Here is a 23,667-nt window from a genome sequence, read left to right on the forward strand (position 1 = left end):
CGTCATGGCAAGCAATATCCGCTGGCAGCTCTGGATAGTCGCCTTCGGCTTCTTCATGCAAACACTCGACACCACCATCGTCAACACCGCCTTACCTTCAATGGCGGCCAGTTTGGGCGAAAACCCGCTGCGGATGCAGTCGGTGATTGTCTCTTACGTGTTGACGGTAGCAGTGATGTTGCCTGCCAGTGGCTGGTTAGCGGATCGTGTCGGGGTTAAATGGGTGTTTTTCTCGGCGATTATTCTGTTCACGCTCGGATCCTTGATGTGCGCGCAAGCCGACACGCTGAACCAACTGATCGCCTCTCGCGTCGTTCAAGGGGTGGGCGGCGCAATGATGGTGCCTGTTGGTCGCCTGACCGTGATGAAAATCGTGCCGCGCGAGCAATATATGTCGGCGATGGCCTTTGTGACACTGCCCGGCCAAATTGGGCCACTGGTCGGCCCCGCATTAGGGGGTTTTTTGGTGGAATACGCCAGTTGGCACTGGATTTTCCTGATTAATCTGCCGGTCGGTGTGGTGGGTGCCATCGCGACTTTGGTGCTGATGCCAAATTACACGATGCGCACTCGGCGTTTTGATATCAGCGGATTTATCATGCTGGCTATCGGTATGGCCACGCTGACACTCGCCCTCGATGGGCATAAAGGGCTCGGTTTACCGCCACTGGCCATTGTGGGCTTGGTACTGTGCGGAATACTGGCGCTGCTGGGTTACTGGTGGCACGCGCAGGGCAATTCTTCCGCGCTATTTTCGCTGCGATTGTTCAACAATAAATCTTACGCCCTTGGCCTGATGGCCAGTATGAGCGCCCGTATCGGCAGCGGCATGTTGCCGTTTATGACGCCGATCTTCTTGCAAATCGGGTTAGGCTTTAGCCCGTTCCACGCGGGACTAATGATGATCCCGATGATTATTGGCAGCATGGGCATGAAGCGGATTATCGTACAGGTGGTTAACCGCTTTGGTTATCGGAAAGTCTTGGTCAGCGCCACGCTGCTATTGGCGATGGTGACCTTTAGTTTCCCCGTGGTGGCATTGATGGGGTGGACATTGCTGCTGCCGGTGGTGCTCTTTTTCCAAGGTATGCTGAATGCACTGCGTTTCTCCACCATGAATACGTTAACCCTGAAAGATTTACCCAACCGCCTAGCCAGCAGCGGCAATAGCTTGTTATCGATGGTGATGCAGCTTTCCATGAGCTTAGGGGTCAGCACGGCGGGGATCTTATTGGGCGTATTTGCCCATAATCAGGTCGTCACGAACACGCCGGCAACACACAGTGCGTTCTTATACAGCTATCTGTGCATGGCAATCATTATTGCCCTGCCAGCGTTGATATTTAATCGCGTACCACCGGATACGGAAACCAATCGTCATCTGGCCCGTTCCGCGAAAAATCAGTAAACCGATAGAGACAGGTGAAAAAATGAGGATCGGCATTACCGGAAAACTGTTTATGGCAATATTTGCCACCTGCATGTTGGTGCTGATTACCATGCATTGGGGGGTGAGAGCCAGCTTTGAGCGTGGTTTTATTGATTACATCAAGCAGAGTAACGAGCAGCGTATCAATATGCTGGGCGATGCGCTTGAGGTGCAATATCAACGCTACGGTAACTGGGAGTTCCTGCGCAATAATGATCAAGTGGTCTATCAGATCATGCGCTCTTTCGAACAAAGTGGTGATAGCAGTCGCAGCATGCCTCCAAGGGGCTGGCGCGCGCAATTCTGGGTGGTCGATAATCAAAATAATTTGCTGGTTGGGCATACCGGTCAGGTGCCGAAAGAGGCCAGCCGCAGGGCTATCACGGTACATAAAGAAGTCGTCGGCTGGGTGATGTCTACCCCACCGGAAAAACTGACCCGCAATGCCGATATCAACTTTGATCTGCAACAGCGCCGCACCAGTTGGATCATTGTTGCTCTCTCGACGCTGCTCGCCGCCGCCGTCACTTGGGTGTTATCTCGCGGTATGCTGGCCCCCGTGAAACGCTTGGTGGAAGGTACCCATCGGCTGGCTGCTGGGGACTTCAGCACTCGCGTGGCGGTCAGTAGCCGTGATGAATTAGGCCGTCTGGCACAGGACTTTAACCAGCTTGCCAGTTCGCTAGAGAAAAATGAGCAAATGCGGCGTGATTTTATGGCCGATGTCTCCCACGAATTACGCACCCCGCTGGCGGTATTACGCGGTGAGTTGGAGGCATTGCAAGATGGCGTGCGACAACCGACGCCGGAATCGTTGATTTCACTGCAAGCGGAAGTGGGTATCCTCACCAAGCTGGTCAATGACTTACATCAGTTGTCACTGTCAGATCATGGCGCATTGGCCTATCGTAAAACGCAGTTGGATGCCATTCGGTTACTGCAAATCGCCATTGCCAGCTTCCACGGGCGCTTTCAAAGTAAAAATATCACTGTGGTGGCCACCTTGCCGGAGCAAGCGATTATTTTTGGCGATCCCGACCGTTTGAATCAGCTATTTCACAATTTGCTAGAAAACAGTCTGCGGTATACCAACGAGGGTGGGCGATTAGAAATCCAAGCGCAGCTAGATGATGATGCCTTGACGCTGCGCTGGCAGGACACGAAACCCGGCCTGAGTGATGAACAGCTACAGCGTATTTTTGAGCGTTTTTATCGCACCGAAAGCTCACGCAACCGCGCCAGTGGCGGCTCGGGGTTAGGGTTGGCGATCTGCCATAATATTGTCGAGGCCCACGGCGGTAAAATCAGTGCATCACATTCAACTTTGGGTGGACTGCGGATTACGGTAGTATTTCCCCTCTTCCATTCCATAGGGTAATTCATTGTGACGCACGAGCCACTTCAGTCTGCCAGCCAGTCTGGCTCTGTAATGATTGTTGAAGATGAGCCCAAACTCGGCCAATTATTGGTCGACTATCTGCAAGCTGCGGGCTATAGCACCCAGTGGATCACCAACGGCGCAGAGGTGGTATCCGCCGTGCGCCAAGCCCCACCGGCCATTATCTTGCTGGACTTAATGCTGCCGGGCAGTGATGGCATCACCATTTGCCGAGAGATTCGCCGTTTCTCCGATGTACCCATCATGATGGTGACCGCGAAAACCGAAGAAATAGACCGTCTGTTGGGGCTAGAGATCGGTGCCGATGACTATATTTGTAAGCCCTACAGCCCACGGGAAGTGGTCGCGCGGGTCAAAACCATTCTGCGCCGCTGCCATCCGCAACACGAACAACCCAGTGAGACCGCACCACTACTGATCGACGAATCTCGCTTTCAAGCCAGTTATCAGGGTCACTTATTGGAGCTGACCCCTGCGGAGTTCCGCCTGCTAAAAATACTGGCAACGCAACCGGGCCACGTATTTAGCCGTGAACAACTGCTGAATAACCTGTATGACGATTACCGTGTGGTGACAGACCGGACCATCGACAGCCATATCAAAAATCTGCGGCGCAAGCTGGAATCCCTCGATGGCGAGAAGCCTTTCATCCGTGCGGTGTATGGTATGGGGTATCGCTGGGAAGCAGAGATCTGTCGTTTACTGTAATTTCGTCTTTAGCCAATCTGCTTTATGTTGGGCGTGCTGGACGTATTGACCTGACTTTCGGTCAACGTTGACTACACTCATTAGAGTCATCACAACCAACAGGAGTAGCGACTATGGCCATTGGTCATTATGAGATTAAAAAAGCAAAGAACGGGCAATACCATTTCAATCTGAAAGCCAGTAATGGCGAAATTATTCTCACCAGTGAGATGTATGCCAGTAAAGCCTCAGCGGAAAACGGCATTGCATCAGTGCAGAGTAACTCCCCATTAGAAAGCCAATACGAGTTTAAGCATAACGCCAAAAACGAGCCTTATTTCGTTTTGAAAGCAAAGAACCATCAGGTTATTGGTGTTAGCGAATCCTACAGTTCCGATACGGCCGCCAAAAATGGCATGGCCTCTGTGATGAAAAACGGCCCGACCACCACCATTAAAGATCTGACACTGTAATTTTTATTTTCGATAGTTTTTTCCGATACTTGTCCCTAAATCTGTTGCTTAAATCTTTTACGCAACACAATGCGCGGGGCGAATGACCGCGCATTTTATTTCAAGCTCTGATCCTCTGACGAAAGTGCTGAAAACTCATTCTCCAGCATTTTCTTTAATACCTGCTGATTACGCGGTAACAAACCTATTTTCAAACCAAATGGCCGGAAGACTTTCCCAAGAACAGACAACGTCTGGCTCCCTTTATCTGTTTCAATATCAGATAAAGTACGCCGGCTAATCTTAACGAGAGTTGAGAACTCATCCTGAGTCATATTCAGCATATCTTTTCTCAACCGGCGCAGTAACTCACCTGCTGATATTTGCTCACCAAAGAATTGACCTAGCAATTCCAGCAACAAGGCTTCACGTTCTAAAGGCGAAAGTTTTACTTTCATAGCTGTGCCCACCGCTGTAATTTTTCATCCAAATAGTCAAATGCCATTCCGGGCATATTGAGAATGCTATCCGGCACACCTCGCATTTTTAAACGTGATTTTAAGCCCATTAGCTTTTGGGCTGTTTGTTGGAATTCATAAAAAACATGATTGGGATCTGCCAGATCAGATAATTCGGTAATAATCGCTTTCCAGTTAAAGTTCCCACCTTCTTCATAGGGTGAACCCCACTGAGTCACTCTAGCAATACCCTCAGGATCAGCTTTCATGGGGGCGAAATCATAAATGGGTGACAGCCACATACCTTCAGGCCGCTTAATTAATGCCGTATTGCGCCCGTGATTATCAGGGTTCCCAAAAGCAACATTCAATAAATCTCGTTGGACCATTTCAGTCACGAGCGCTTCTGTATTTAAAGGGTGACCTAATTCTTTAACTCGATATTGGGACGCTAATTTCCGAACCAAAGCTCGGATAACGTCGAAATGATTTAAGTGACTGCCTGGAGCAGCATTCATGACTGAGTAAATTGACTCAAGCCCATACTGCACCCGATTATTTTCAATAAAATCAATATCAAACCGAGGTAGCCATAAAGAAGGATATCGTTCTCCTTCAAGTAATCTCATCTTTTCAGTATCGATTGTATTAATACCGACACTGGCTAATTCCTGATAAAAATAATATTCGGCTCGTAAAATATCGCAATCAATAGAGGTCCGTTTTCCTCTCGGAAATTTAACCAAATAATGAGTATCTTGGTTATCGATGTCATTTTGAAACGTATCTATCCATATTTCATCCGATCTTGAACAGCATAACAGCAGTTTCGGTGCCTCTCCCCCCGCACCTGTCGCGCCACCAGCCGCAGCCCCCATTTGTTGCGCGTATTCTAGAAACGATGAGTCACGCTCTATCACATCTTGCAGCGTAAAACGGATATTTTTTAATTGGCTATTAGGGGGCAATTCAGGCAATGCTTCTTTTATTCGCATATTGCCTACAGGTGCAATAGTTCCATTTTTAAGCAAAATATAGTCTTGCTCACTGGCAGACATTGATTGCAACCCTAACTGATTAACCCAATAGCGGCGGCTTGCGCCAGCAGGCATAATGTCATCAATAAAGGTAAACCAATGCTTAGACGAATAAGTGTGAGCGAGTTCAATGGGTAAATTTATGCTGCAACTGAACTCATCATCACGATACATCCACTCAATAGCATAGTCACCGTCATAACCTAGTACCGCTGGCCCTTGTCTTCCACGCGCAAGGTCGGTAAAAATCAGTTCGGCGGCATCATGCCAGATGCCGTTATTAAAAATCTGTATCGTTAATTTCGCCACAAACACCTCATGAGCAAAATTTCGCTCAAATAAAAGGAAAAGGCACTACTATGTGCAAAATAATACTCATAAAAAGAGATTCAGTCAAAATATGAGCAATATTCTGCTCACAATGAAGATGGTACTCACACTTAATGCCGCTAAAATTTTGCCAAATTGATCTAAATCATTTAAACCTGACAAAAGTTGTGCGATGACTGATTTTCAGGGGCGGCAAGGTTACAATCCTCGGCTTTTAGCCACCCCTATGGGCGTGGTTCTGACTTGAACTCAGACTGAGAGCCAACTATGTCGTCATCTGCACCATTATCAAATAAGCCTTTTACACCCGAATTATTGTCCCCTGCCGGTACGCTCAAAAACATGCGCTATGCCTTTGCTTACGGGGCGGATGCTGTTTATGCCGGCCAGCCGCGTTATAGCCTGCGGGTACGCAATAATGAATTCAATCACGAAAATCTGGCATTAGGGATCCAAGAAGCACATGCGCTAGGCAAACGCTTCTACGTGGTGGTGAATATTGCCCCCCACAATTCCAAACTGAAAACTTTTTTACGTGATTTGAAACCCGTGATTGATATGGGACCAGATGCGCTGATTATGTCGGATCCCGGCTTGATTATGCTGGTGCGCGAAGCCTTCCCTGAGATGGACATTCATTTGTCCGTGCAGGCTAACGCCGTCAACTGGGCGACCGTCAAGTTCTGGCAACAGATGGGCCTGACTCGCGTGATCCTCTCCCGTGAGTTATCGCTGGAAGAGATCGCTGAAATCCGCGCGCAAGTCCCCGAAATGGAACTGGAAATCTTTGTCCACGGTGCGTTATGCATGGCCTATTCTGGCCGTTGCCTGCTATCGGGTTATATCAATAAGCGCGATCCGAATCAGGGAACATGCACCAATGCTTGCCGTTGGGAATATAACGTTCAAGAAGGCAAAGAAGACGAAATCGGTAACATCGTGCACATCCACCAGCCCATTGCGGTGAAGAATGTCGAACCTACATTGGGTATCGGCGCACCGACCGATAAAGTCTTTATGATAGAAGAGGCCCAGCGTCCCGGCGAGTATATGACGGCCTCAGAAGATGAGCACGGCACGTACATCATGAACTCAAAAGATTTGCGGGCGATTCAACATGTGGAACGCCTAACGCAATTAGGTGTGCATTCGCTGAAAATTGAGGGCCGGACTAAATCGTTCTACTATTGCGCCCGTACCGCGCAAGTTTACCGCCGCGCGATTGATGATGCTGTTGCGGGCAAACCTTTCGATCCAACATTATTGACCACGCTGGAAGGTCTGGCTCATCGAGGCTACACCGAAGGTTTCTTACGCCGCCACGTGCATGAAGATCAACAAACCTATGACTACGGCTATTCTGTTTCTGAAAGCCAACAGTTTGTCGGCGAGTTTACCGGTGTACGCCGTGATGGCTTGGCTGAAGTCGCCGTCAAAAACAAATTTTCGGTCGGTGACAGCGTTGAACTGATGACACCAAGCGGCAATATCCAGTTTATCCTCGACAGCATGCAGGATAAAAAAGGCCAGTCTGCGGAGATCGCGCCAGGTAATGGGCATATCATGTATTTGCCGATCCCCGCCGATATTAATGTGGAATATGGCTTGTTGATCCGGAATCTGAACGGAACAAATAGCCGTAATCCCCATGAAAAAGCGTAACGTAGACTAATAAAAAATAATGCCATCGCTAAGATGGCATTTTTAGCAAATATTAGAATCAGATCACATCAATTATAATATCATCGAGGTAGTATAGCTCGAGTACAATCAAGAACTAAAAAAGATTTAAAACAAGACTAGGAACCACCTCCTTGGCTAGCCCAATCTCCCTTGGGCTGGCCTTTTCTTTTTGTTTTCCATCCCGCTGATTCCAAACGACTTTATCGCTAACCTCATTATTAATCATCTGCGTTAAGCGATTAACTAATAATAAAAAATGGCGTTTACAAGAATAGTCTGACTTCAAATAATAATTATTCCAGTTAGCTAAATATTCTAGAAAGAATAAAACCCATTCATTTTAATCCTAACAATCATTAATATTTTCAATTATTCTTGAAATAATCGGATATAGCCATAGCGGTCAAAAGTAGACCGCTTGTACACGAGTCAGAGAAAAGTGATCACGGCTAACAAGCCCGAGACTTCATAGATGAAGGGTATATACTTTAGTGCGATAACAGAATTTAACGCGATAACAGAAATGATATGGAGCAAGTTATGACCTCAACACCCTGCGCCCTTCTCATCTTAAACGGTAAAGAATCAGGTAATCTTGATGTTCGGCAGGCAGTTAAAAACCTGCGTGAGGAAGGCGTAACGCTTCATGTGCGGGTCACTTGGGAGCAAGGTGATGCGAAACGTTATGTCAAAGAGGCCATAACACTGGAGGTTGATACCCTGATTGCCGGTGGTGGCGATGGGACGATTAATGAAGTCGCCACTGCATTGATGGCAATCCCCATCACCGATCGGCCTAATTTGGGGATTGTGCCGCTGGGCACCGCCAACGATTTTGCCACTAGCTGCAATATTCCGCTGCAAATCGACAACGCAATGCAATTGGCCGTCAAAGGCCGCGCCGTTGCTATTGATATCGCGCAAGTCAATGACGAACACTATTTCATCAATATGGCGACGGGAGGTTTTGGCACTCGTATCACCACGGAAACACCCGAGAAACTCAAAGCCGTGCTAGGCGGGGCTTCGTATTTTATCCATGGTCTGATGCGTATGGACGCCATAAAAGCCGATAGCTGCGAAATTCATGGGCCTGACTTCGATTGGGCGGGTGATGCATTGGTGATAGGGATAGGCAATGGTAGACAAGCGGGGGGTGGGCAGCCTCTTTGCCCCACAGCACTGATTAATGATGGCCAACTGCAATTACGCCTGCTGACGGCCGAAGAGTTACTGCCTGCTTTACTGACGAGTGTCTTTAGTGGTGAGAAAAACAAAAACATTGTTGAAGCCACCCTGCCGTGGTTAGAAATCACTGCACCTCACGACATTATCTTTAATTTGGATGGTGAACCCTTGTCAGGTAAGCATTTCCGCATCGAAATCCTTCCCAATGCTATTCAGTGCCGCCTTCCGCCAAATTGCGAACTGCTCGGCTAGTGATATCTTTGTGGGTTAACGCCGGTTAGCCCATGATTTATTTCAATTTTGCCTCCCCACACCGCCAACAAAACCTCACAATAACCTGATTTCATTTAGGTACATTTCGCGCATCCCTATCCAATACCTTTCATTTCAAATCAATTTTCTTTTATTTTTAATATTCACTTTGAAAGATTTATCTTTCAAAGTGTGATCTATATGCAATAAATAGATCTAAAAAATGATTAAGGTAGTTGCATGGCGATAGACAAGATTCTGAGGTTCGCTTTAATACTTCAGTATTTTGAAAACCATTCTAGCATGTGGTCTCTAAAATTTCTTTTCATAACAAAACCTTATAACAAAGGTTTATAAAAAACAGCCATAACCTCGATTACAGGAGAAATAGAATGATTGAACTTATAACCCATGGAGCCGAGTGGTTTATCGGACTCTTTCAGAAAGGGGGAGAAGTTTTTGTTGGTATGGTCACCGGGATTTTACCTTTACTGATCAGTTTGTTAGTCATCATGAATGCCCTGATCAAATTTGTTGGTCAGGATAGGATCGAACGTTTGGCACAGCGCTGCGCGGGGAATCCTATTTCTCGTTACCTGCTGTTGCCATTAATCGGGACTTTCGTTTTTTGTAACCCGATGACCTTAAGTCTCGGGCGCTTTATGCCAGAGAAATACAAACCAAGTTATTACGCAGCCGCTTCGTACAGTTGCCACTCTATGAATGGTCTGTTCCCACACATCAACCCAGGTGAGTTATTCGTCTTCTTAGGTATTGCCAGTGGCTTAACCACATTGGGCTTACCGCTGGGTCCACTAGCCGTGAGTTACTTCTTGGTCGGGTTGTTCACCAACTTCTTCCGTGGCTGGGTAACTGACCTGACGACCACCATTTTCGAACGCAAAATGGGCATCAGTCTGGACCGTAACGTACAACTTTAATATGTAAATTAAATACATACTGTGTGGAGCAGATCATGAGTGAATTTATCCGGATTGAAAAAGGCGAAGGCGGTTGGGGTGGCCCATTAGAGTTGGCCATCGTCCCCGGTAAAAAAATTGTTTATATCACCGCAGGGACTCGCCCAGCGATTATCGACCGTATTAGTGAACTGACCGGCTGGGAAGCGGTGGATGGATTCAAAGAAGGTGAACCGCCAGCGGAAGAAATTGCGGTTGCGATCATTGACTGTGGCGGCACTCTACGCTGCGGTTTGTATCCAAAACGCCGTATTCCAACAGTCAACATCCATTCAACCGGCCAATCCGGACCGATGGCGCAGTACATACTGGAAGATATTTATGTTTCCGGTGTCCGTGAAAAGAATATCCAGAAAATCAGTGGACAAGGCCAAGCATCACCCACTGTTGCGCCAGCAGAAACCATCACTGCACCAGCACCAAAAGCTGTAGATAACGCGGCAGCCAAAGCAGGACGTGATTACGACACCAGCAAAAAAATCACTGAACAAAGTGATGGTTTGTTGGCAAAAGTTGGGATGGGGATGGGGTCTGTTGTGGCGGTGTTCTTCCAGTCAGGTCGCGACACCATTGACACCGTATTGAAAACTATCCTGCCATTTATGGCCTTCGTATCGGCATTAATCGGCATCATTATGGCATCTGGTTTGGGTGATTTTATTGCCCACGGCCTCACGCCATTGGCCAGTAGTCCAATAGGGCTCGTGCTCTTGGCACTGATTTGTTCCTTCCCACTGTTGTCACCGTTCTTAGGCCCAGGGGCCGTTATTGCACAAGTTATCGGCGTATTGGTTGGGGTACAAATTGGTTTGGGGAATATCCCACCACAATTAGCCCTACCCGCGTTGTTTGCGATAAATGCTCAAGCGGCATGTGACTTCATCCCTGTGGGTCTGTCATTGGCTGAAGCGAAGCAAGATACGGTGCGGGTTGGTGTGCCATCCGTATTAGTTGGCCGCTTCCTGACCGGTGCACCAACAGTGTTAATTGCTTGGGCTGTGTCCGCCTTTATCTATCAGTAACAGGTGCTATGTCAGCCAGATTTATCGAATCGGTAAAACCGTAACGTAAAGATTTCTGTAAAAAATTCAACGGTTAAGGATGTACGTATGAATACTATTTATCAGACAACCATTACCAATATCGGCGACAGCGCCCGCGAGGCGCTGCTTGATGACATGCTCATCACCTTCCGCGAAGGGGCACCTAAAGATATTGAAGAGTTCTGTTTTATCCACCAGCACAGCACCACTGATGGGGAATTACAGGCAGGCAACATTATGGAACTGGCACAACAGCGCTATGTCATCACGGCGGTTGGCGAGGTTGCGACCCAAAATTTACGCGAATTGGGTCATGTCACCATCCGTTTCAACGGAGATGAACAACCTGAGTTTCCCGGTTCCATTCATGTGAACGGCCCGACACCCAGTGATATTCCTATCGGCAGCTCACTGAAATTTATTCGTTAATTGATTTATTAATTTATACCCAACGCCATTGACGCTGCGGCTAACACTGCTGCAGCGTCAAGAACCGCGGGTAAATGTGGAGGTGTATATGTCACAACAAGTAGCAGTAGTGATTGGTGGTGGACAAACTCTGGGCGCTTTTTTGTGCCACGGTCTTGCCGAAGCGGGTTATAAAGTCGCGGTGGCAGATTTAAATTCTGATAACGCTCAGTTGGTCGCCGAACAGATTAATGCAGAGTATGGTGCTGATAGCGCCCGTGGTTTTCAGGTTGATGCAACCAATGAAAGCAGCGTAGAGATGCTGGCAAAAGCGGTGGATCAAAGTTTCCATCGGAGCGATTTGTTAGTCTACAGTGCAGGTATCGCGAAAGCCGCGCCGATCACTGATTTCCCGCTGGGTGATTTCGACCGTTCATTGCAGGTGAATTTAGTGGGCTATTTCTTATGCGCTCGTGAATTCTCTCGGTTAATGATTCGTGATGGTCATGGAGGACGTATTATCCAAATCAATTCCAAATCAGGTAAAGTGGGCAGCAAACACAACTCCGGTTACAGTGCTGCGAAGTTCGGCGGTGTGGGTCTGACGCAATCTTTAGCATTAGATTTGGCTGATTACGGTATTACCGTGCATTCACTGATGTTAGGTAATTTGCTGAAATCGCCGATGTTCCAGTCACTTTTACCTCAGTACGCAGCCAAATTGGGCATTAAGCCAGAAGAAGTTGAGAAGTACTATACCGATAAAGTGCCACTAAAACGGGGTTGTGATTATCAAGATGTGTTGAATACCCTGCTGTTTTACGCCAGTGATAAGGCCAGCTATTGCACCGGTCAATCCATCAATATTACCGGTGGGCAGGTGATGTTTTAAGGTAGCAAAAGAGAAACCCGAATCACTGACTCGCACCGGTGATTCGGGAATTTCAAAATGTGATTCAGGTCAACAAGCGCAGCTAACACCGCTGCGGCGTCAAGGCAAAGGATTACTCAAAGCCATTGGCGTTGCAGCAAGGCAGCAAACGAATGAATCCCGATGAGCTGACATCAGTCAGTGATTCGGGTGAATGAGAGCAGCTAACACCGCTGCGGCGTCAAGGGCGAAGAGTAAAGAGAATATGACACCTACTTCAGCACTAATCAGCGTTGTCATCATCGCTTGGGTTCTACAAATTTTACTCGGTTGGTGGCAAATCACTCAGTTCAACCGCGCATTTGATCGCTTGTGCCAAAACAATCGCTCCGTTGGGGTAGGCCGCTCAGGTGGACGCTTTAAGCCGAGAGTGGTGATGGCTTTAGCTTTTGATGAAGATATGCGAGTGCGTGACAGCATGATCATGCGGGGTATCAGTGTTTTTGCTCGACCACGCCCACTAACGCATCTTCACGGATTGCATCAACAGGATTTAATCCCAAATGTGATCTTCCCTACGGATACCGCATGCCAAACTGCACTATCGTTAGCGATTAAACCGAAATCATGATATTTTCATAATGAAAGTTATTCTTTTTCATGTGAAAGTTGTGCCTGAAAAAGAGGCAATGGAAATACTTGAGCAGGAATCGCTATGAAACCAAAGCAGCGGCAAGTTGCAATACTGGAATATCTCCAGCAACACGGCAAGACGGCAGTCGATGAACTCGCCTCCCACTTTTCAACCACCGGCACGACCATCCGTAAGGATTTAACCAGCCTTGAAAAAGAAGGGGCGGTTATCCGTACCTATGGCGGGGTAGTGCTAAACCGCGATGATGTCGAACAACCGATTGATCGTAAAACCCATATTAATACCGACAAGAAAAAGCAAATCGCTCAAGCGGCCAGTAAGCTCATCAAAGATGGTGACAGTTTAGTTTTTGATGCGGGGAGCACCGTGTTACAAATGGTCCCGCACCTGACCAAATTCAACAATATTACGGTGATGACGAACAGCCTGCATATCGTCAATGAGTTGGTCGAGTTGAATAACGATCAAACTATTCTGATGCCCGGTGGCACGTATCGTAAAGGATCGGCGTCTTTTCATGGTAGTTTGGCCGAGTCTGCATTTGATAATTTTAGTTTCGATAAGCTCTTTATCGGTGCCGATGGCGTTGATTTAAAAGGCGGTGTGACCACCTTTAACGAGGTTTATCATGTCAGCACCGCAATGTGCCGCGCCGCCAGCCACATCATTCTACTGGTCGATTCCTCTAAATTTGGCCGTAAAAGCCCCAATGTCGTTTGCCCGCTCAGTGCCGTTGATACCCTGATTACCGATAAAGGGATCAGTGCTGAATATCTGCAGGCGCTGCAAGATATGGGCATCAATATCATTTTGGTGGATAAAAATGACTAACCCATTACTGACCTATGCCCGTGAAACACTGGAAATAGAGCTCACCGAAGCACAACGCCTGTTATCTCGCTTAGATGATAATTTTGTCCGTGCCTGTGAGCTATTACTGGCGTGTAGCGGTAAAGCCATCGTCTCGGGTATCGGTAAATCCGGTCATATTGGCAAAAAAATTGCCGCTTCATTGGCCAGTACCGGCACCCCCTCATTTTTCGTTCACCCCGCCGAAGCATTACACGGCGATTTAGGCATGATTGGCCCGCAAGATGTGCTGATTTTCATCTCCTATTCTGGCCGAGCTAAAGAGTTAGATTTGATTCTGCCGCTGCTGGCTGACAGCCACATTCCGGTGATCGCCATCACCGGCGGTAAAGCCTCGCCATTAGCGTTAAATGCTGCCTGTGTATTGGATATTAGTGTTGAGCACGAAGCCTGCCCGATGGGATTAGCGCCAACGTCCAGTGCGGTCAATACCCTGATGATGGGGGATGCGCTGGCGATGGCATTAATGCGTTATCGTGGCTTTAACGCAGAAGATTTTGCTCGCTCGCATCCTGGGGGCAGCTTGGGTGCGCGCTTACTCAACCGCGTCCATCATTTGATGCGGACGGGTGATCGCCTGCCGAGTGTTAATGAAACCGACAGCGTGATGGAGGCCATGTTAGAACTGAGCCGGACTGGGCTGGGGCTTGTGGCAGTTTGCGATGATAACCAACGGGTTGTCGGGGTGTTCACCGATGGTGACTTACGCCGCTGGCTAGTAAAAGGTGGCACCTTGCAACAACCGTTAGCCGGTGCCATTACTCGGCCCGGTTTCCGATTACCCGAGCAATGGCGTGCCGGTGAGGCTCTGGAAGCACTACATCAGCATCACATCAGTGCTGCGCCAGTGGTTAATCTGGAAGGAAAACTGGTCGGCGCGATTAATCTGCATGATTTACATCAGGCAGGCATTAGCTGATACCGACCCTTTTCAAGGTGCAGAGGGATAGCATTTACTTGCTATTCATCTGCAGTTAGTTTTTTTTCTGCGATTTGCTATTCACCTGCATCTTGTAATCTATTCTCGCCAACATCAGCGCCAATTAGGATCTTGCTGTAACTGATTCTTCAGCATGGCCTGAATCCCCTCATCAGGGTGTCCCAACCATTGATAAGTCGCGAACTGGCTGGGGTTGTCCATGGCTTGTGGTTTATTGTCCACCGTGATTCGCATCCCCCAAGCTTGCCAGACTTGCTTCTTATTCTGGCTAAATGCCACCCACATAAAATTGTTGCTACAGTCATGAGGTTTACAAATTCTGCCGACCTTATACTGCTTCCCTTCCCAATGGATGACCTCATAGGGCCCTGATGTTCCTACCCCTTTGCGCGCCCATGCTGGGAGATTTTTCTGGCTCTTGGTCATTTTCTGCCAGCTATTCTTATAAACAGGTTGCTGCAACAGATCTGCCGTCGTCGGCAGCGGTTTAGCTGGGGCTGGCGTAGTTGAATTAATCGCCGGTGGCACGGAAACATCAGGCTGAGTGGAAACAACAGGTGTTGCACTGACTGGCTGCGCGAAGGCCCAGGAATGGACACTGAGTATCGCCGCAGCAACAAGACAATGGCGGGTTTTACGACCTTTCATTATCGAAATCCTTATGATCTGATTATCTACTCGTCAGGGTATTGAATGCTCGCCCTGTGTTACTGATTTGCAGGTGTAGAGTGTGTTTGCCTGTCTATGACCACCAATGGAGGGAAAAGTTGATCCATAGCACGAATTTTCATCCTAATTCCAGTTATACCATAATCTGTATGACAGCTTGAGTTAAGCTATGAACCAGATGATTATTAGAAGGCCGCACCATGTTAACCTATGAGTTACCCGAAGCACCCAAGAAGCTCTATTACTCTGCTGCGGATGCCCATCCATTAAGCAAACTTGAGAGCGATAAAATCATCCAGATGGTCCTCGATCTGGATATCGCCAACTCGGACAATGAGCATTATATCTCTGGTTGGATGGGGCTAAACAACGTAGTGGTGGTGCGAAATTATCAGAATAAGCGCGGTACCTCCAACGGTTTTCTGGTGAATAAAAGCGATCGCTACCGGTTGAGTATTCAGTCGATTGAGTTTCGCATTCCTAAAGTGGTGTTGTGGATGAGTTTTCGTCGCAAACCACGCACCATGGAACTGATTACCTACGAAACATTGGGCGATGAGCCCAGCGGTATGCAGCAATACCGTAATATCCTCGATGAAACACTGCGCGAGCAATTAGATGCTGATTGGCGCGATCTGAATGATTATCTCGGGGCTGCCTGTTGGCAGCTAGAAAACGGTGCACCGCTTTGGCAGCAAGCGCAGCAGGAAATAACATCGGATGCGATTAGCCAGTTAGCTGCCGCAAAAATTTTCCGCACGAAATCTTTGCAGGCCGATGGGGATTATTCAGGTTTTTGGGCTGGCGAGTATTTCTTGGCTGTTAGGCAACCCACCACTGCTAATCCGTTGCCTGCAATACAGATTTCTTGGCGTGAAGATGAAAAAGACATCGGCAGTTATCAGTTTGATCTGATAAACGATGAAGCAGGTAATACAAAATTCTTGCTGTGTATCCGCCCGCGTAAAGGTGCAGACAGTTACCTGCTCAATCGTTTTGATGCACATCATCTACAACGCGCCATCGCGATGTTTGCAATGATGCAGCGTTATTTATTAGCGTAATCCATTGGCTGCCACCGGATGGCCAGCCAGCGAATAAGTCCCGATGAGCTGACTCCAGTCAGTGATTCGGGCGCATGAGCGCAGCTAACAACCCTGCGGCTTCTAAAACAAAATTATCCCCAAAGTCATTGGAGTCGCAGGTAGGCAGCCAGCGAATAAGTCCCGATGAGCTGACTCAAGTCAGTGATTCGGGCGCATGAGCGCAGCTAACAACCCTGCGGCTTCAAGGACGAAGGGGATCACCACCACTCATGAAAATGGTGAACCGGCCCCACCCCACTCCCCACCTCTAGAGAATCAGCCTGCTCCAATGCCCCTTGCAGATAACTTTTGGCTGCTTCGACAGTTTCAGCCCAATTCCCATACCGTGGACGTAATGCGGCGAGCGCTGCTGATAAGGTGCAGCCTGTGCCATGGGTATGGCGAGTGTTGACTCTACGGCTGACAAAGCGCTGTTCACCTTGTGCGGTAAATAGCCAATCGGGGCTATCTTCGCCACTTAGATGCCCCCCTTTCATTAATACGCTTTGGCAGCCCAACGCTAATAATGCCCGCCCTTGTTCACGCATCTGTTGTTCATCGCTCGCTGGCTGGCAGTTCAGTAATGCCGCGGCTTCCGGCAAGTTAGGCGTAATCAAGTCAACCTGTGGCAGCAATTGCTCGCGCAGTGCGGCCACCGCGTCGGGGGCCAGTAACGGATCACCACTCTTCGCCACCATAACGGTATCTAATACCACAAACGCAATCGGATATCGGCGTAACTGCGCAGCAACGATGTCGACGATTTCAGCATTGGCTAACATGCCGATCTTGGCGCTATCGATGCGAACATCGTTTAGTACTGAATCCAGTTGAGCCGCGACAAACGCCGGTTCGATAGGATAAACCGATTGCACGCCAGTGGTATTTTGCGCCACCAAAGCGGTGATGACACTGGTGCCATACGCTTGTAATGCCGAGAAGGTTTTTAGGTCAGCTTGAATACCCGCGCCGCCACTGGGATCTGTTCCAGCAATGGTCAGTGCATTAATGCGCTTCATGAATATGTCTCCATACTCAAGACGAACGACGACGGGTTAATAGCGGAGAGTGAAGCAAAAGCGGCAGGTTGAACGTTCATATTCCTCCTAACCGGCGGTCAAGAAGGCGGAACCTTAGGGTACCGTGACTTCCCTACGCTGGCATTATCCAGATCAGGTTATACGGGTATTTCTCAGCCAAGCCGCTTTTGCGGCAGGCACCCCGAGTCAAATAAAATCAAATAGTTGCGATTAACATCCGTTAATCCCTGATCAGAATAATGCCAGCGAGAAGTCCTACAAACAAGCTCTAAAGTCTGTACGAGTCCCACAATGCGCCCCAACTTGTATCCCATACCGCTCATGGGTACCTCTCTTTTAAGTCATCTTAAATAACGCAGAGGTATAAGTTAAATCCTTAGCGATTCAGTTCAGGGCTTTTGAAGAAACTATTGAGTAATGGCAAATAGCATTCCCATTGCACCAATAAAAATAAGTACAATGCCTAAAATCAGTTTACCTCTGGTGGCCGAATTAATAACTTTACATAAAAAACATCGTCTCACCTTCCTATCCATAATAATTTCGCTCATTGTTAGCGCCTCAATTTCCCGATATCTAAAACCTGATATAAATTTAATATCAATTGTTTTCAAAAGAAAGAAACATAGTCTTAACCAAACTTAATTAAGAGTTAATCTTTTGTTTTAATTGATTAAATCAACATTCATCAATGTGTAGAATCCAACTGAAATGCTGTTCCCAACACGCGTTCACTCCAGTTATTTGCTTATTTATCTATAAATTAGAATATTTTTAATACTGTAGATTAAATATAATAATATATGTTCACTAGAGTTATTCGACTATCAGTTAAAGATAATATCGGCAGTTGCCGAGGCAGTAACATTACCAACAGGTAATGTGTCGCCACCGGAACATAGTCGCCAAATGAGTTCATTTGAGAAAGTTTCACTAGATTCACCCGCATTGATTGAACCTAATTTCAATGGTTCACCATTAAACTTCAGACCTTGCGTGAGATTACATGTTCCAACGCCTGTCACTCCCGTTATTTCACCTGTGATATACCCTCCTCCCTCATTGAGAGACAAACGGGTTGCTTCACTGCCATAAAGCCCTGAATTAGCCTGAAATTTTATATTAATATTAGCGGCAGGATTCGCGCTATTTTGGGTGCATCCCACCACCAGATTATCCTTCACTAGTTCTAGTTCAGCCCCCAAAGTCGAATTATGTTCTACTTCGCCAAAGTTGATCGACTTATTAATACTGATCGAGCATTGCCGTGTGGAAACTTTAACCTGATGGCCAGTAAGAATACTATCCTTCGTAGCACTCGATAATGCACTGCTACTAAAATACATATCAGGAATGGGGTATATTCCATCTTGCTGGGTCCCATCGGTGATAATGACCCAATGGCCCGTTATTGTTCCATTGCGGACGCTATATTCCTCGAAAAAAGGTGATACCTCGGATCCCCGGGGTGATAAACACCAGGCAGAATTTCGCGGCGTTGCAGCCGCATTTCCAGATCCAGAAATTATCCCCTGAACGCCCGAATTACCAAAAGTTCCACTCATGGTTTCTGATGAGCCACCATTTAACTGATAAGTCATAGTGAAAGATGCCTGCGGTACCAAAAAAATTCCTTGGGCAATCTTATACCCTTGTATTCCACCAACATCACCTAGGGCGGAGTTATTAACGCAACCCAAGGTTTCAGGAATCCCTGCTCCCGTGATGGCAACAAAACCGTAATTTGGATTAAGCATAATAAGGTAGTCACCAACACTGGCGGAAATACTCTGATTAAAGGTTGGGCCTGCCCATTGTTGGCTACCACTACCAATCTCAATGATAGCTGCCTTTAATGGCATAATAACGCCCAATAACAGCAGACCAAGCCCTATTCGTAACCGCGTAAAACCAGTGGTGCTTATTTTATCTGTCACTGTGTTTACCCCTCTATTGGGTGAATTCTCGGTGCTCAACATGTTAAACCTCACAACGTAATGGCAAATGACGTATCGGATTAGCCGCTGATGGGGCAGGGGTGTTCGCCAAACTGAACGCTACATTGCATTGCTGGCTAGTATCCCCTCCCCACTTCACTTTTAGACGACCACTTTCTGGTAGCCCGCTGAGATAGACCTGCCCAGCATCACCAACAATGCTGGTATTCGGCTCTTCACCCGCGATCCCTTCGACGGAAACCACGGCACCAAAAGGTATTAATCCGCTACTTTTACTCAAAGTAACTAATACTTGATAACCGACGCGTGTTGCAAAGTTAGCCTTAACCACTGCACCTTTAGTTGGATAGAGATTTTGGCTTGACTGCGTTATGTCAACCCCCTCAGGTAGGGTTGCCGGATCCAAGCTAATATTATTGCGCTGATAATTTGAGAGATAAGGCACAACCGCATAACCACGACTGTCCACCTGATTATTACCGCTCATCAACTTACTTCCTCTGGCACCTGGCGCACTGACTAATGCAACGGTATCACCCAAAGGTTGGCTCAAAGTGACTCCGTCGGCATGTGCCACCACCCCGCCGCTAGCATTCATATTCACCGCGCGGTAGCCACTACCATAGCTATATCCCATATTCGCCATGCCCTTGCTGCCACGGTAACCAGTATTCACAGACCCCATGTCACTGCTGCCGTCGTTAGACCAGCCTTGTGTCACATTGTAAGAAAGACGGTCATCCATCGATGTTCCGTTAATACCCGCCTGATTCTGAACACTACCTTGGTTGTTATTTGTCATCTGATAACTGGCGAAGCTACGGTTAGCCAATGATGAGCCACTCAACAAACTTAATGGTACTTGAACGTTCATGGATAACTGCCTGTTTTCCGGCCAGCTATTGTCCCCTTTAATGCGGTCAATACTGTAATTCATGCCGTAAGTCACCCCGTGATAGCTGTTGCTATAGCCCGCAGTAAGGTTGTTATTGACCTTACCGTTGTCCCAATAGTTATCCCGCATCCCAGAGACATATAGCGACCCGAAGTCCCCCATATTCTGAGACAAACGTAACTGGTAACTATTGCGCTTACGGTCTTGTGACCAGGGCAACTGATCGTCGCGTAATTGGTAGCCATTGCTGTTAACATCGGAAAAACTGTAATAATTACGGGTTGAGTAACGCATTGTCGCGACATCAATTGATGTGCCGGTACTGGCAATATTTTTGGCATAGCGCAACCGATACGACTCCCCTTTTTGCCGATCATCCACGTCCTTCAGCTTAGCGTTCGACTGAGTGATATCCGCAGACAATGCGCCAAAGTTCCCTAAAGACAGCCCGCTCCCCACTACGCTTGAGAAGTAATCATCCGCAACCAGTCCACCACCGTACAGCGTGAGATTATAGGGCAAGCCATAAACCAGAGTGCCGAGTCCAAAGGTTGACTCCTGAGAACCGACAGTGGTACTGCCATTATATTTCCCACCGGTCAGCTCATACTTAAATGCTCCAGGACGTAACATTACCGGCAGTGTTGAATAGGCGACAGTCTGGGTGCGAACGGAGCCATCAGCTTCCGTTATCGTTACCGTCAAATCACCTGAAGAACCACTCTGCCCCAAGTCATTTAGCGTAAACGGGCCTGGTGCAACATAGGTTTGATACACAATGTTGCCATTCTGCCTCACGGTTACCCTCGCATTACTTTGTGCAACACCAGAGATAACCGGAGCAAAGCCACGCAGATTGTTGGGCAACATCTCTTCGGTTGAGTTAAGTTTGACGCCACGGAACGGAATGCTGTCAAAAACATCCCCGCCACTGCTGCTTTCACCTGCCAATATTTCAGAATGCCAGGGCTGGATATCCCGCTGCAGGTAACTATTGATGAACTGGGTGTCCTGCGTACTTTCACCCGCACGATTATCGCCATTCGTCGTATTCCGGCTATGGGTAATCAGGCTGCGTAAACGCCAGGCATCAAAGTTCAATCCCGCCCGTAAGTTGGCAAAGAGGCTTGTTTGCTCTGATGTTCCCAAGTCTGATTGAGAAGAACGTCGGCTGCGGCTGCCGTTCAAGTTATAATTCAGTAAAAATGCCGGAATACCTTGATTCCACAATGAGGGGTCAACCTGATTGCTACTATTTGGCTGCATTGCGACTTGGGGGATACTGATATCCAGCCGCAACTTAGCCAGCGAAAATTGCACCTGTGCATGAGGAATCAGGGCGGGCAAATCCTCCACAGGCTTATCCACTGGTAAATTTGAGAATGTCGGCAGTGCACTGGTATTCACACCTAACTCATTCAGTAACGCAGGTGTGAGGAGTGGCTCAACCTTATTCCGAGAGCCTTTTTGGAAAGTGATTGTTTGCTCACCGTGCTCAATCTGATTAATAAATATCGTCACCAGATAGGCCCCTTCAGGCACCTGATCGGCAGCCTCAAACTGAGTTAAATCCACTTTTTCAGACTGCTCTTGATCAAGCATTAGCAGCCCGGCATCAAAATAATCCCGGCCCCAAGCAGGCAGAACAGACGTAAGTAATATCGCACCCGTAAATATGGGTGAAATTTTTATCCCATTAACGTGCCGTTTCATAATATTTAGCTCAACCTGGTTTATCTGTTTTGCCAATACACAAAATTGGAATTAAAAACATATAATTAACCAGCAGTTAAAATAAGTTTGTCGGTAAACTGGCTATCAATATCGAGATGAGCCAGTAAGTGATTTTTGTTGTTGTAACGGCGTACTCCATGCTGACTCATCAAGCAATTGCCACTCAACTGGCCCCTTTGTACCCGCAGGCAAGTTATAGCGTTGCTGTCCTTTTGGTGGAACCATCAGACGCATAGCCGCGTTATCAAACAAATAGTTACCAACTTTTAACCGAGAAAATGTCAACCAAAACGGCGTTGGGTTTTCAGCAACCAGCGTATTACCTTCCAGATGGAAGCGTAATTGTGAGGCAGCACCTGCCACCCCACTGTCCGGCAGGCTGGACGGGCGGTAAAAGAGTTTAAGATTACTGACAACAGCTAACGTTAATTGACCGCCGTTTTGCGCCATATTCGCAGGTGTCGATGGGATAGCCTTGGTAGCAATATAAAATACTGACTCCCGATCCTGTGCTAGCTCCCCTCCGGTACGCCGAATACGCAAGGTCAAATCACTATTAGGCTCTAGTCGTTGCAGCGGCGGAGTGACAATAAAGGGCATCGGAGTAACAACTTTGCCCTGCGGTGCAACGCCGCCAGTTTGAGGATCCATATTCCGAATCCAAGATTGCATTAAAAAAGGCTGATCACTTTTGTTATAGACGGTTAATGCAACACCCTGACTGGCATTGTCTGGGTAAATAACCCGCATCACATAAAAGGAAATACCTTTAAGTTCAGCCTGATTTGCGCTCACCGATAAACTATTGAGCATCAGTAAGCTCCCGATCATTATTAATGACAGGCGAGTCCAGAAACTTTTCATTTACTCTCCAGAAATTATGGCGGTAAATATTCGCATTTCGACGAGAGGATCCCGTGATCGGTAATCATTCGCCAGTCAGCCATTACCAATGGTGAAATAGCTGGATAAACTTGATTACTGTGAGGGGCAATCATTGCTGGGTGCTTCTCGAAACTAACGGCGCGATGATTAATATTCAATTGCCCCAACGTTAAATAATAAGGTGTAGGATTTTCTACACGGATACCCTCAGCGACTTGGGTAAATTGTAATTTGCAATAAGCGTCTTCCGGGGTCATATTCAACCCATCGGGGCGATAGAACAGCTTAATCAAAAAACGAACTCCCATTGATAACTGAGCCTGCTCTGTTAACTCAGAGGCTTGAGCAGGAATCGCCAGAACAGATAAATAAAATACCGATTCATTTTGCTGCGATAATGTTCCTTCATTCTGGCGTATAATACGCAGCAAATTACGGCTATTAGGCTCCAGCCGAAATAATGGTGGTGTTACGATAAATGGTGCTGCTTGCTTATTATCTGGACCCAGTTGAACCAGAGACTGAATTAAATAAGTTTTATCGCCATCATTCTTAACCAGAACAGTGCGCGCTCGATCAGTTTCATTAAATACGACCCGCGTTTGTCCAAGGCTTATTCCGCCATCAGCAGCAAAAGCGATATTTCCCCAGAGGCTAAGGAGTAAGCAACTAATAAGTTGCAGGCCTCGGAAACGAAAGGCTCGAATCATAATGCGCTC

At 47.4% G+C, this 23,667-nt stretch carries 22 protein-coding genes and 1 riboswitch; of the genes, 14 read left to right on the plus strand and 8 right to left on the minus strand.

Going from position 1 to position 23,667, the window contains the following annotated elements; all coding sequences use genetic code 11:
• Window positions 1-4: 4 nt before the first annotated feature.
• The 4 genes from mdtD to BN68_RS15750 all read left to right on the plus strand — a co-directional run bounded on the left by mdtD (window position 5) and on the right by BN68_RS15750 (window position 3,988).
• Window positions 5-1,408 (plus strand): MFS transporter, encoded by a 1,404-nt coding sequence (gene mdtD / locus BN68_RS15735; RefSeq protein ID WP_019212125.1) that lies wholly within the window; start codon window positions 5-7, stop codon window positions 1,406-1,408.
• A gap of 22 nt (window positions 1,409-1,430) precedes the next feature.
• Window positions 1,431-2,807, plus strand: coding sequence for an envelope stress sensor histidine kinase BaeS (gene baeS / locus BN68_RS15740; protein WP_019212126.1), 1,377 nt, complete (start codon window positions 1,431-1,433; stop codon window positions 2,805-2,807).
• Between the two features lie 3 nt (window positions 2,808-2,810).
• Window positions 2,811-3,536, plus strand: a complete 726-nt coding sequence (baeR, locus tag BN68_RS15745; protein WP_042806859.1) for an envelope stress response regulator BaeR — start codon at window positions 2,811-2,813, stop codon at window positions 3,534-3,536.
• Window positions 3,537-3,649: 113 nt separating this feature from the next.
• Window positions 3,650-3,988: a YegP family protein gene (locus BN68_RS15750; protein WP_019212128.1), complete on the plus strand. Its 339-nt coding sequence runs from the start codon at window positions 3,650-3,652 to the stop codon at window positions 3,986-3,988.
• A 95-nt stretch (window positions 3,989-4,083) separates the two neighbouring features.
• Here BN68_RS15750 and BN68_RS15755 read toward each other — a convergent pair whose 3' ends face one another.
• Complete coding sequence (locus BN68_RS15755; RefSeq protein WP_019212129.1) at window positions 4,084-4,425, minus strand: helix-turn-helix transcriptional regulator; 342 nt, start codon at window positions 4,423-4,425, stop codon at window positions 4,084-4,086.
• Window positions 4,422-5,771 (minus strand): type II toxin-antitoxin system HipA family toxin, encoded by a 1,350-nt coding sequence (locus BN68_RS15760; RefSeq protein WP_019212130.1) that lies wholly within the window; start codon window positions 5,769-5,771, stop codon window positions 4,422-4,424. Before BN68_RS15760 ends, BN68_RS15755 begins: the two co-directional genes overlap by 4 nt.
• A 288-nt stretch (window positions 5,772-6,059) precedes the next feature.
• On the opposite strand from BN68_RS15760, the gene trhP reads away from it, so the two are divergent.
• From trhP to gutQ, 9 genes are all read left to right on the plus strand, one after another.
• Complete coding sequence (gene trhP, locus BN68_RS15765; RefSeq protein ID WP_019212131.1) at window positions 6,060-7,454, plus strand: prephenate-dependent tRNA uridine(34) hydroxylase TrhP; 1,395 nt, start codon at window positions 6,060-6,062, stop codon at window positions 7,452-7,454.
• A gap of 561 nt (window positions 7,455-8,015) precedes the next feature.
• A complete protein-coding gene (gene yegS, locus BN68_RS15770) occupies window positions 8,016-8,915 on the plus strand; it encodes a lipid kinase YegS (RefSeq protein ID WP_042806861.1) in 900 nt (299 codons plus the stop codon).
• Between the two features lie 392 nt (window positions 8,916-9,307).
• On the plus strand, window positions 9,308-9,856 hold the full coding sequence (srlA, locus tag BN68_RS15775; RefSeq protein WP_019212133.1) for a PTS glucitol/sorbitol transporter subunit IIC: 549 nt from the start codon (window positions 9,308-9,310) through the stop codon (window positions 9,854-9,856).
• A gap of 35 nt (window positions 9,857-9,891) precedes the next feature.
• Window positions 9,892-10,917, plus strand: coding sequence for a PTS glucitol/sorbitol transporter subunit IIB (gene srlE / locus BN68_RS15780; protein ID WP_019212134.1), 1,026 nt, complete (start codon window positions 9,892-9,894; stop codon window positions 10,915-10,917).
• A gap of 87 nt (window positions 10,918-11,004) precedes the next feature.
• The gene (gene srlB, locus BN68_RS15785; protein ID WP_019212135.1) at window positions 11,005-11,367 is read left to right on the plus strand and encodes a PTS glucitol/sorbitol transporter subunit IIA; all 363 of its coding nucleotides are present in this window, start codon (window positions 11,005-11,007) and stop codon (window positions 11,365-11,367) included.
• Between the two features lie 88 nt (window positions 11,368-11,455).
• Window positions 11,456-12,238, plus strand: a complete 783-nt coding sequence (srlD, locus tag BN68_RS15790) for a sorbitol-6-phosphate dehydrogenase (RefSeq protein WP_019212136.1) — start codon at window positions 11,456-11,458, stop codon at window positions 12,236-12,238.
• Window positions 12,239-12,482: 244 nt separating this feature from the next.
• A complete protein-coding gene (gene gutM, locus BN68_RS15795; protein ID WP_019212137.1) occupies window positions 12,483-12,848 on the plus strand; it encodes a transcriptional regulator GutM in 366 nt (121 codons plus the stop codon).
• Window positions 12,849-12,932: 84 nt separating this feature from the next.
• Window positions 12,933-13,703, plus strand: coding sequence for a glucitol operon DNA-binding transcriptional repressor SrlR (gene srlR, locus BN68_RS15800; RefSeq protein WP_019212138.1), 771 nt, complete (start codon window positions 12,933-12,935; stop codon window positions 13,701-13,703).
• Window positions 13,696-14,661, plus strand: coding sequence for an arabinose-5-phosphate isomerase GutQ (gene gutQ, locus BN68_RS15805; protein ID WP_019212139.1), 966 nt, complete (start codon window positions 13,696-13,698; stop codon window positions 14,659-14,661). Before srlR ends, gutQ begins: the two co-directional genes overlap by 8 nt.
• Before the next feature lie 114 nt (window positions 14,662-14,775).
• Here the strand turns inward: gutQ and BN68_RS15810 are convergent, their stop codons facing one another.
• Complete coding sequence (locus BN68_RS15810) at window positions 14,776-15,330, minus strand: inhibitor of vertebrate lysozyme family protein (protein ID WP_019212140.1); 555 nt, start codon at window positions 15,328-15,330, stop codon at window positions 14,776-14,778.
• A gap of 221 nt (window positions 15,331-15,551) precedes the next feature.
• Here BN68_RS15810 and BN68_RS15815 point away from each other — a divergent pair, with 221 nt between their 5' ends.
• Window positions 15,552-16,415 carry a hypothetical protein gene (locus BN68_RS15815; protein ID WP_019212141.1) on the plus strand — a complete coding sequence of 288 codons (864 nt, stop codon included), beginning with the start codon at window positions 15,552-15,554 and terminating at the stop codon, window positions 16,413-16,415.
• 239 nt (window positions 16,416-16,654) lie between these two features.
• On the opposite strand, the gene thiD is transcribed toward BN68_RS15815, so the two are convergent.
• The 5 genes from thiD to BN68_RS15840 all read right to left on the minus strand — a co-directional run bounded on the left by thiD (window position 16,655) and on the right by BN68_RS15840 (window position 23,658).
• The gene (gene thiD / locus BN68_RS15820) at window positions 16,655-17,455 is read right to left on the minus strand and encodes a bifunctional hydroxymethylpyrimidine kinase/phosphomethylpyrimidine kinase (RefSeq protein ID WP_019212142.1); all 801 of its coding nucleotides are present in this window, start codon (window positions 17,453-17,455) and stop codon (window positions 16,655-16,657) included.
• 113 nt (window positions 17,456-17,568) lie between these two features.
• Window positions 17,569-17,670: riboswitch (TPP riboswitch) on the minus strand.
• Between the two features lie 633 nt (window positions 17,671-18,303).
• Window positions 18,304-19,413: a hypothetical protein gene (locus BN68_RS15825; protein ID WP_019212144.1), complete on the minus strand. Its 1,110-nt coding sequence runs from the start codon at window positions 19,411-19,413 to the stop codon at window positions 18,304-18,306.
• A 43-nt stretch (window positions 19,414-19,456) separates the two neighbouring features.
• Window positions 19,457-22,042, minus strand: coding sequence for a fimbria/pilus outer membrane usher protein (locus tag BN68_RS15830; RefSeq protein WP_019212145.1), 2,586 nt, complete (start codon window positions 22,040-22,042; stop codon window positions 19,457-19,459).
• Window positions 22,043-22,147: 105 nt separating this feature from the next.
• Window positions 22,148-22,927, minus strand: coding sequence for a fimbrial biogenesis chaperone (locus BN68_RS15835; protein ID WP_019212146.1), 780 nt, complete (start codon window positions 22,925-22,927; stop codon window positions 22,148-22,150).
• Window positions 22,928-22,941: 14 nt separating this feature from the next.
• Window positions 22,942-23,658, minus strand: coding sequence for a fimbrial biogenesis chaperone (locus tag BN68_RS15840; protein ID WP_019212147.1), 717 nt, complete (start codon window positions 23,656-23,658; stop codon window positions 22,942-22,944).
• Window positions 23,659-23,667 lie beyond the last annotated feature (9 nt).

Origin of the sequence: Yersinia massiliensis CCUG 53443, from assembly GCF_000312485.1 — a bacterium.
In the GTDB taxonomy this organism is placed as follows: Bacteria; Pseudomonadota; Gammaproteobacteria; order Enterobacterales; family Enterobacteriaceae; genus Yersinia; species Yersinia massiliensis.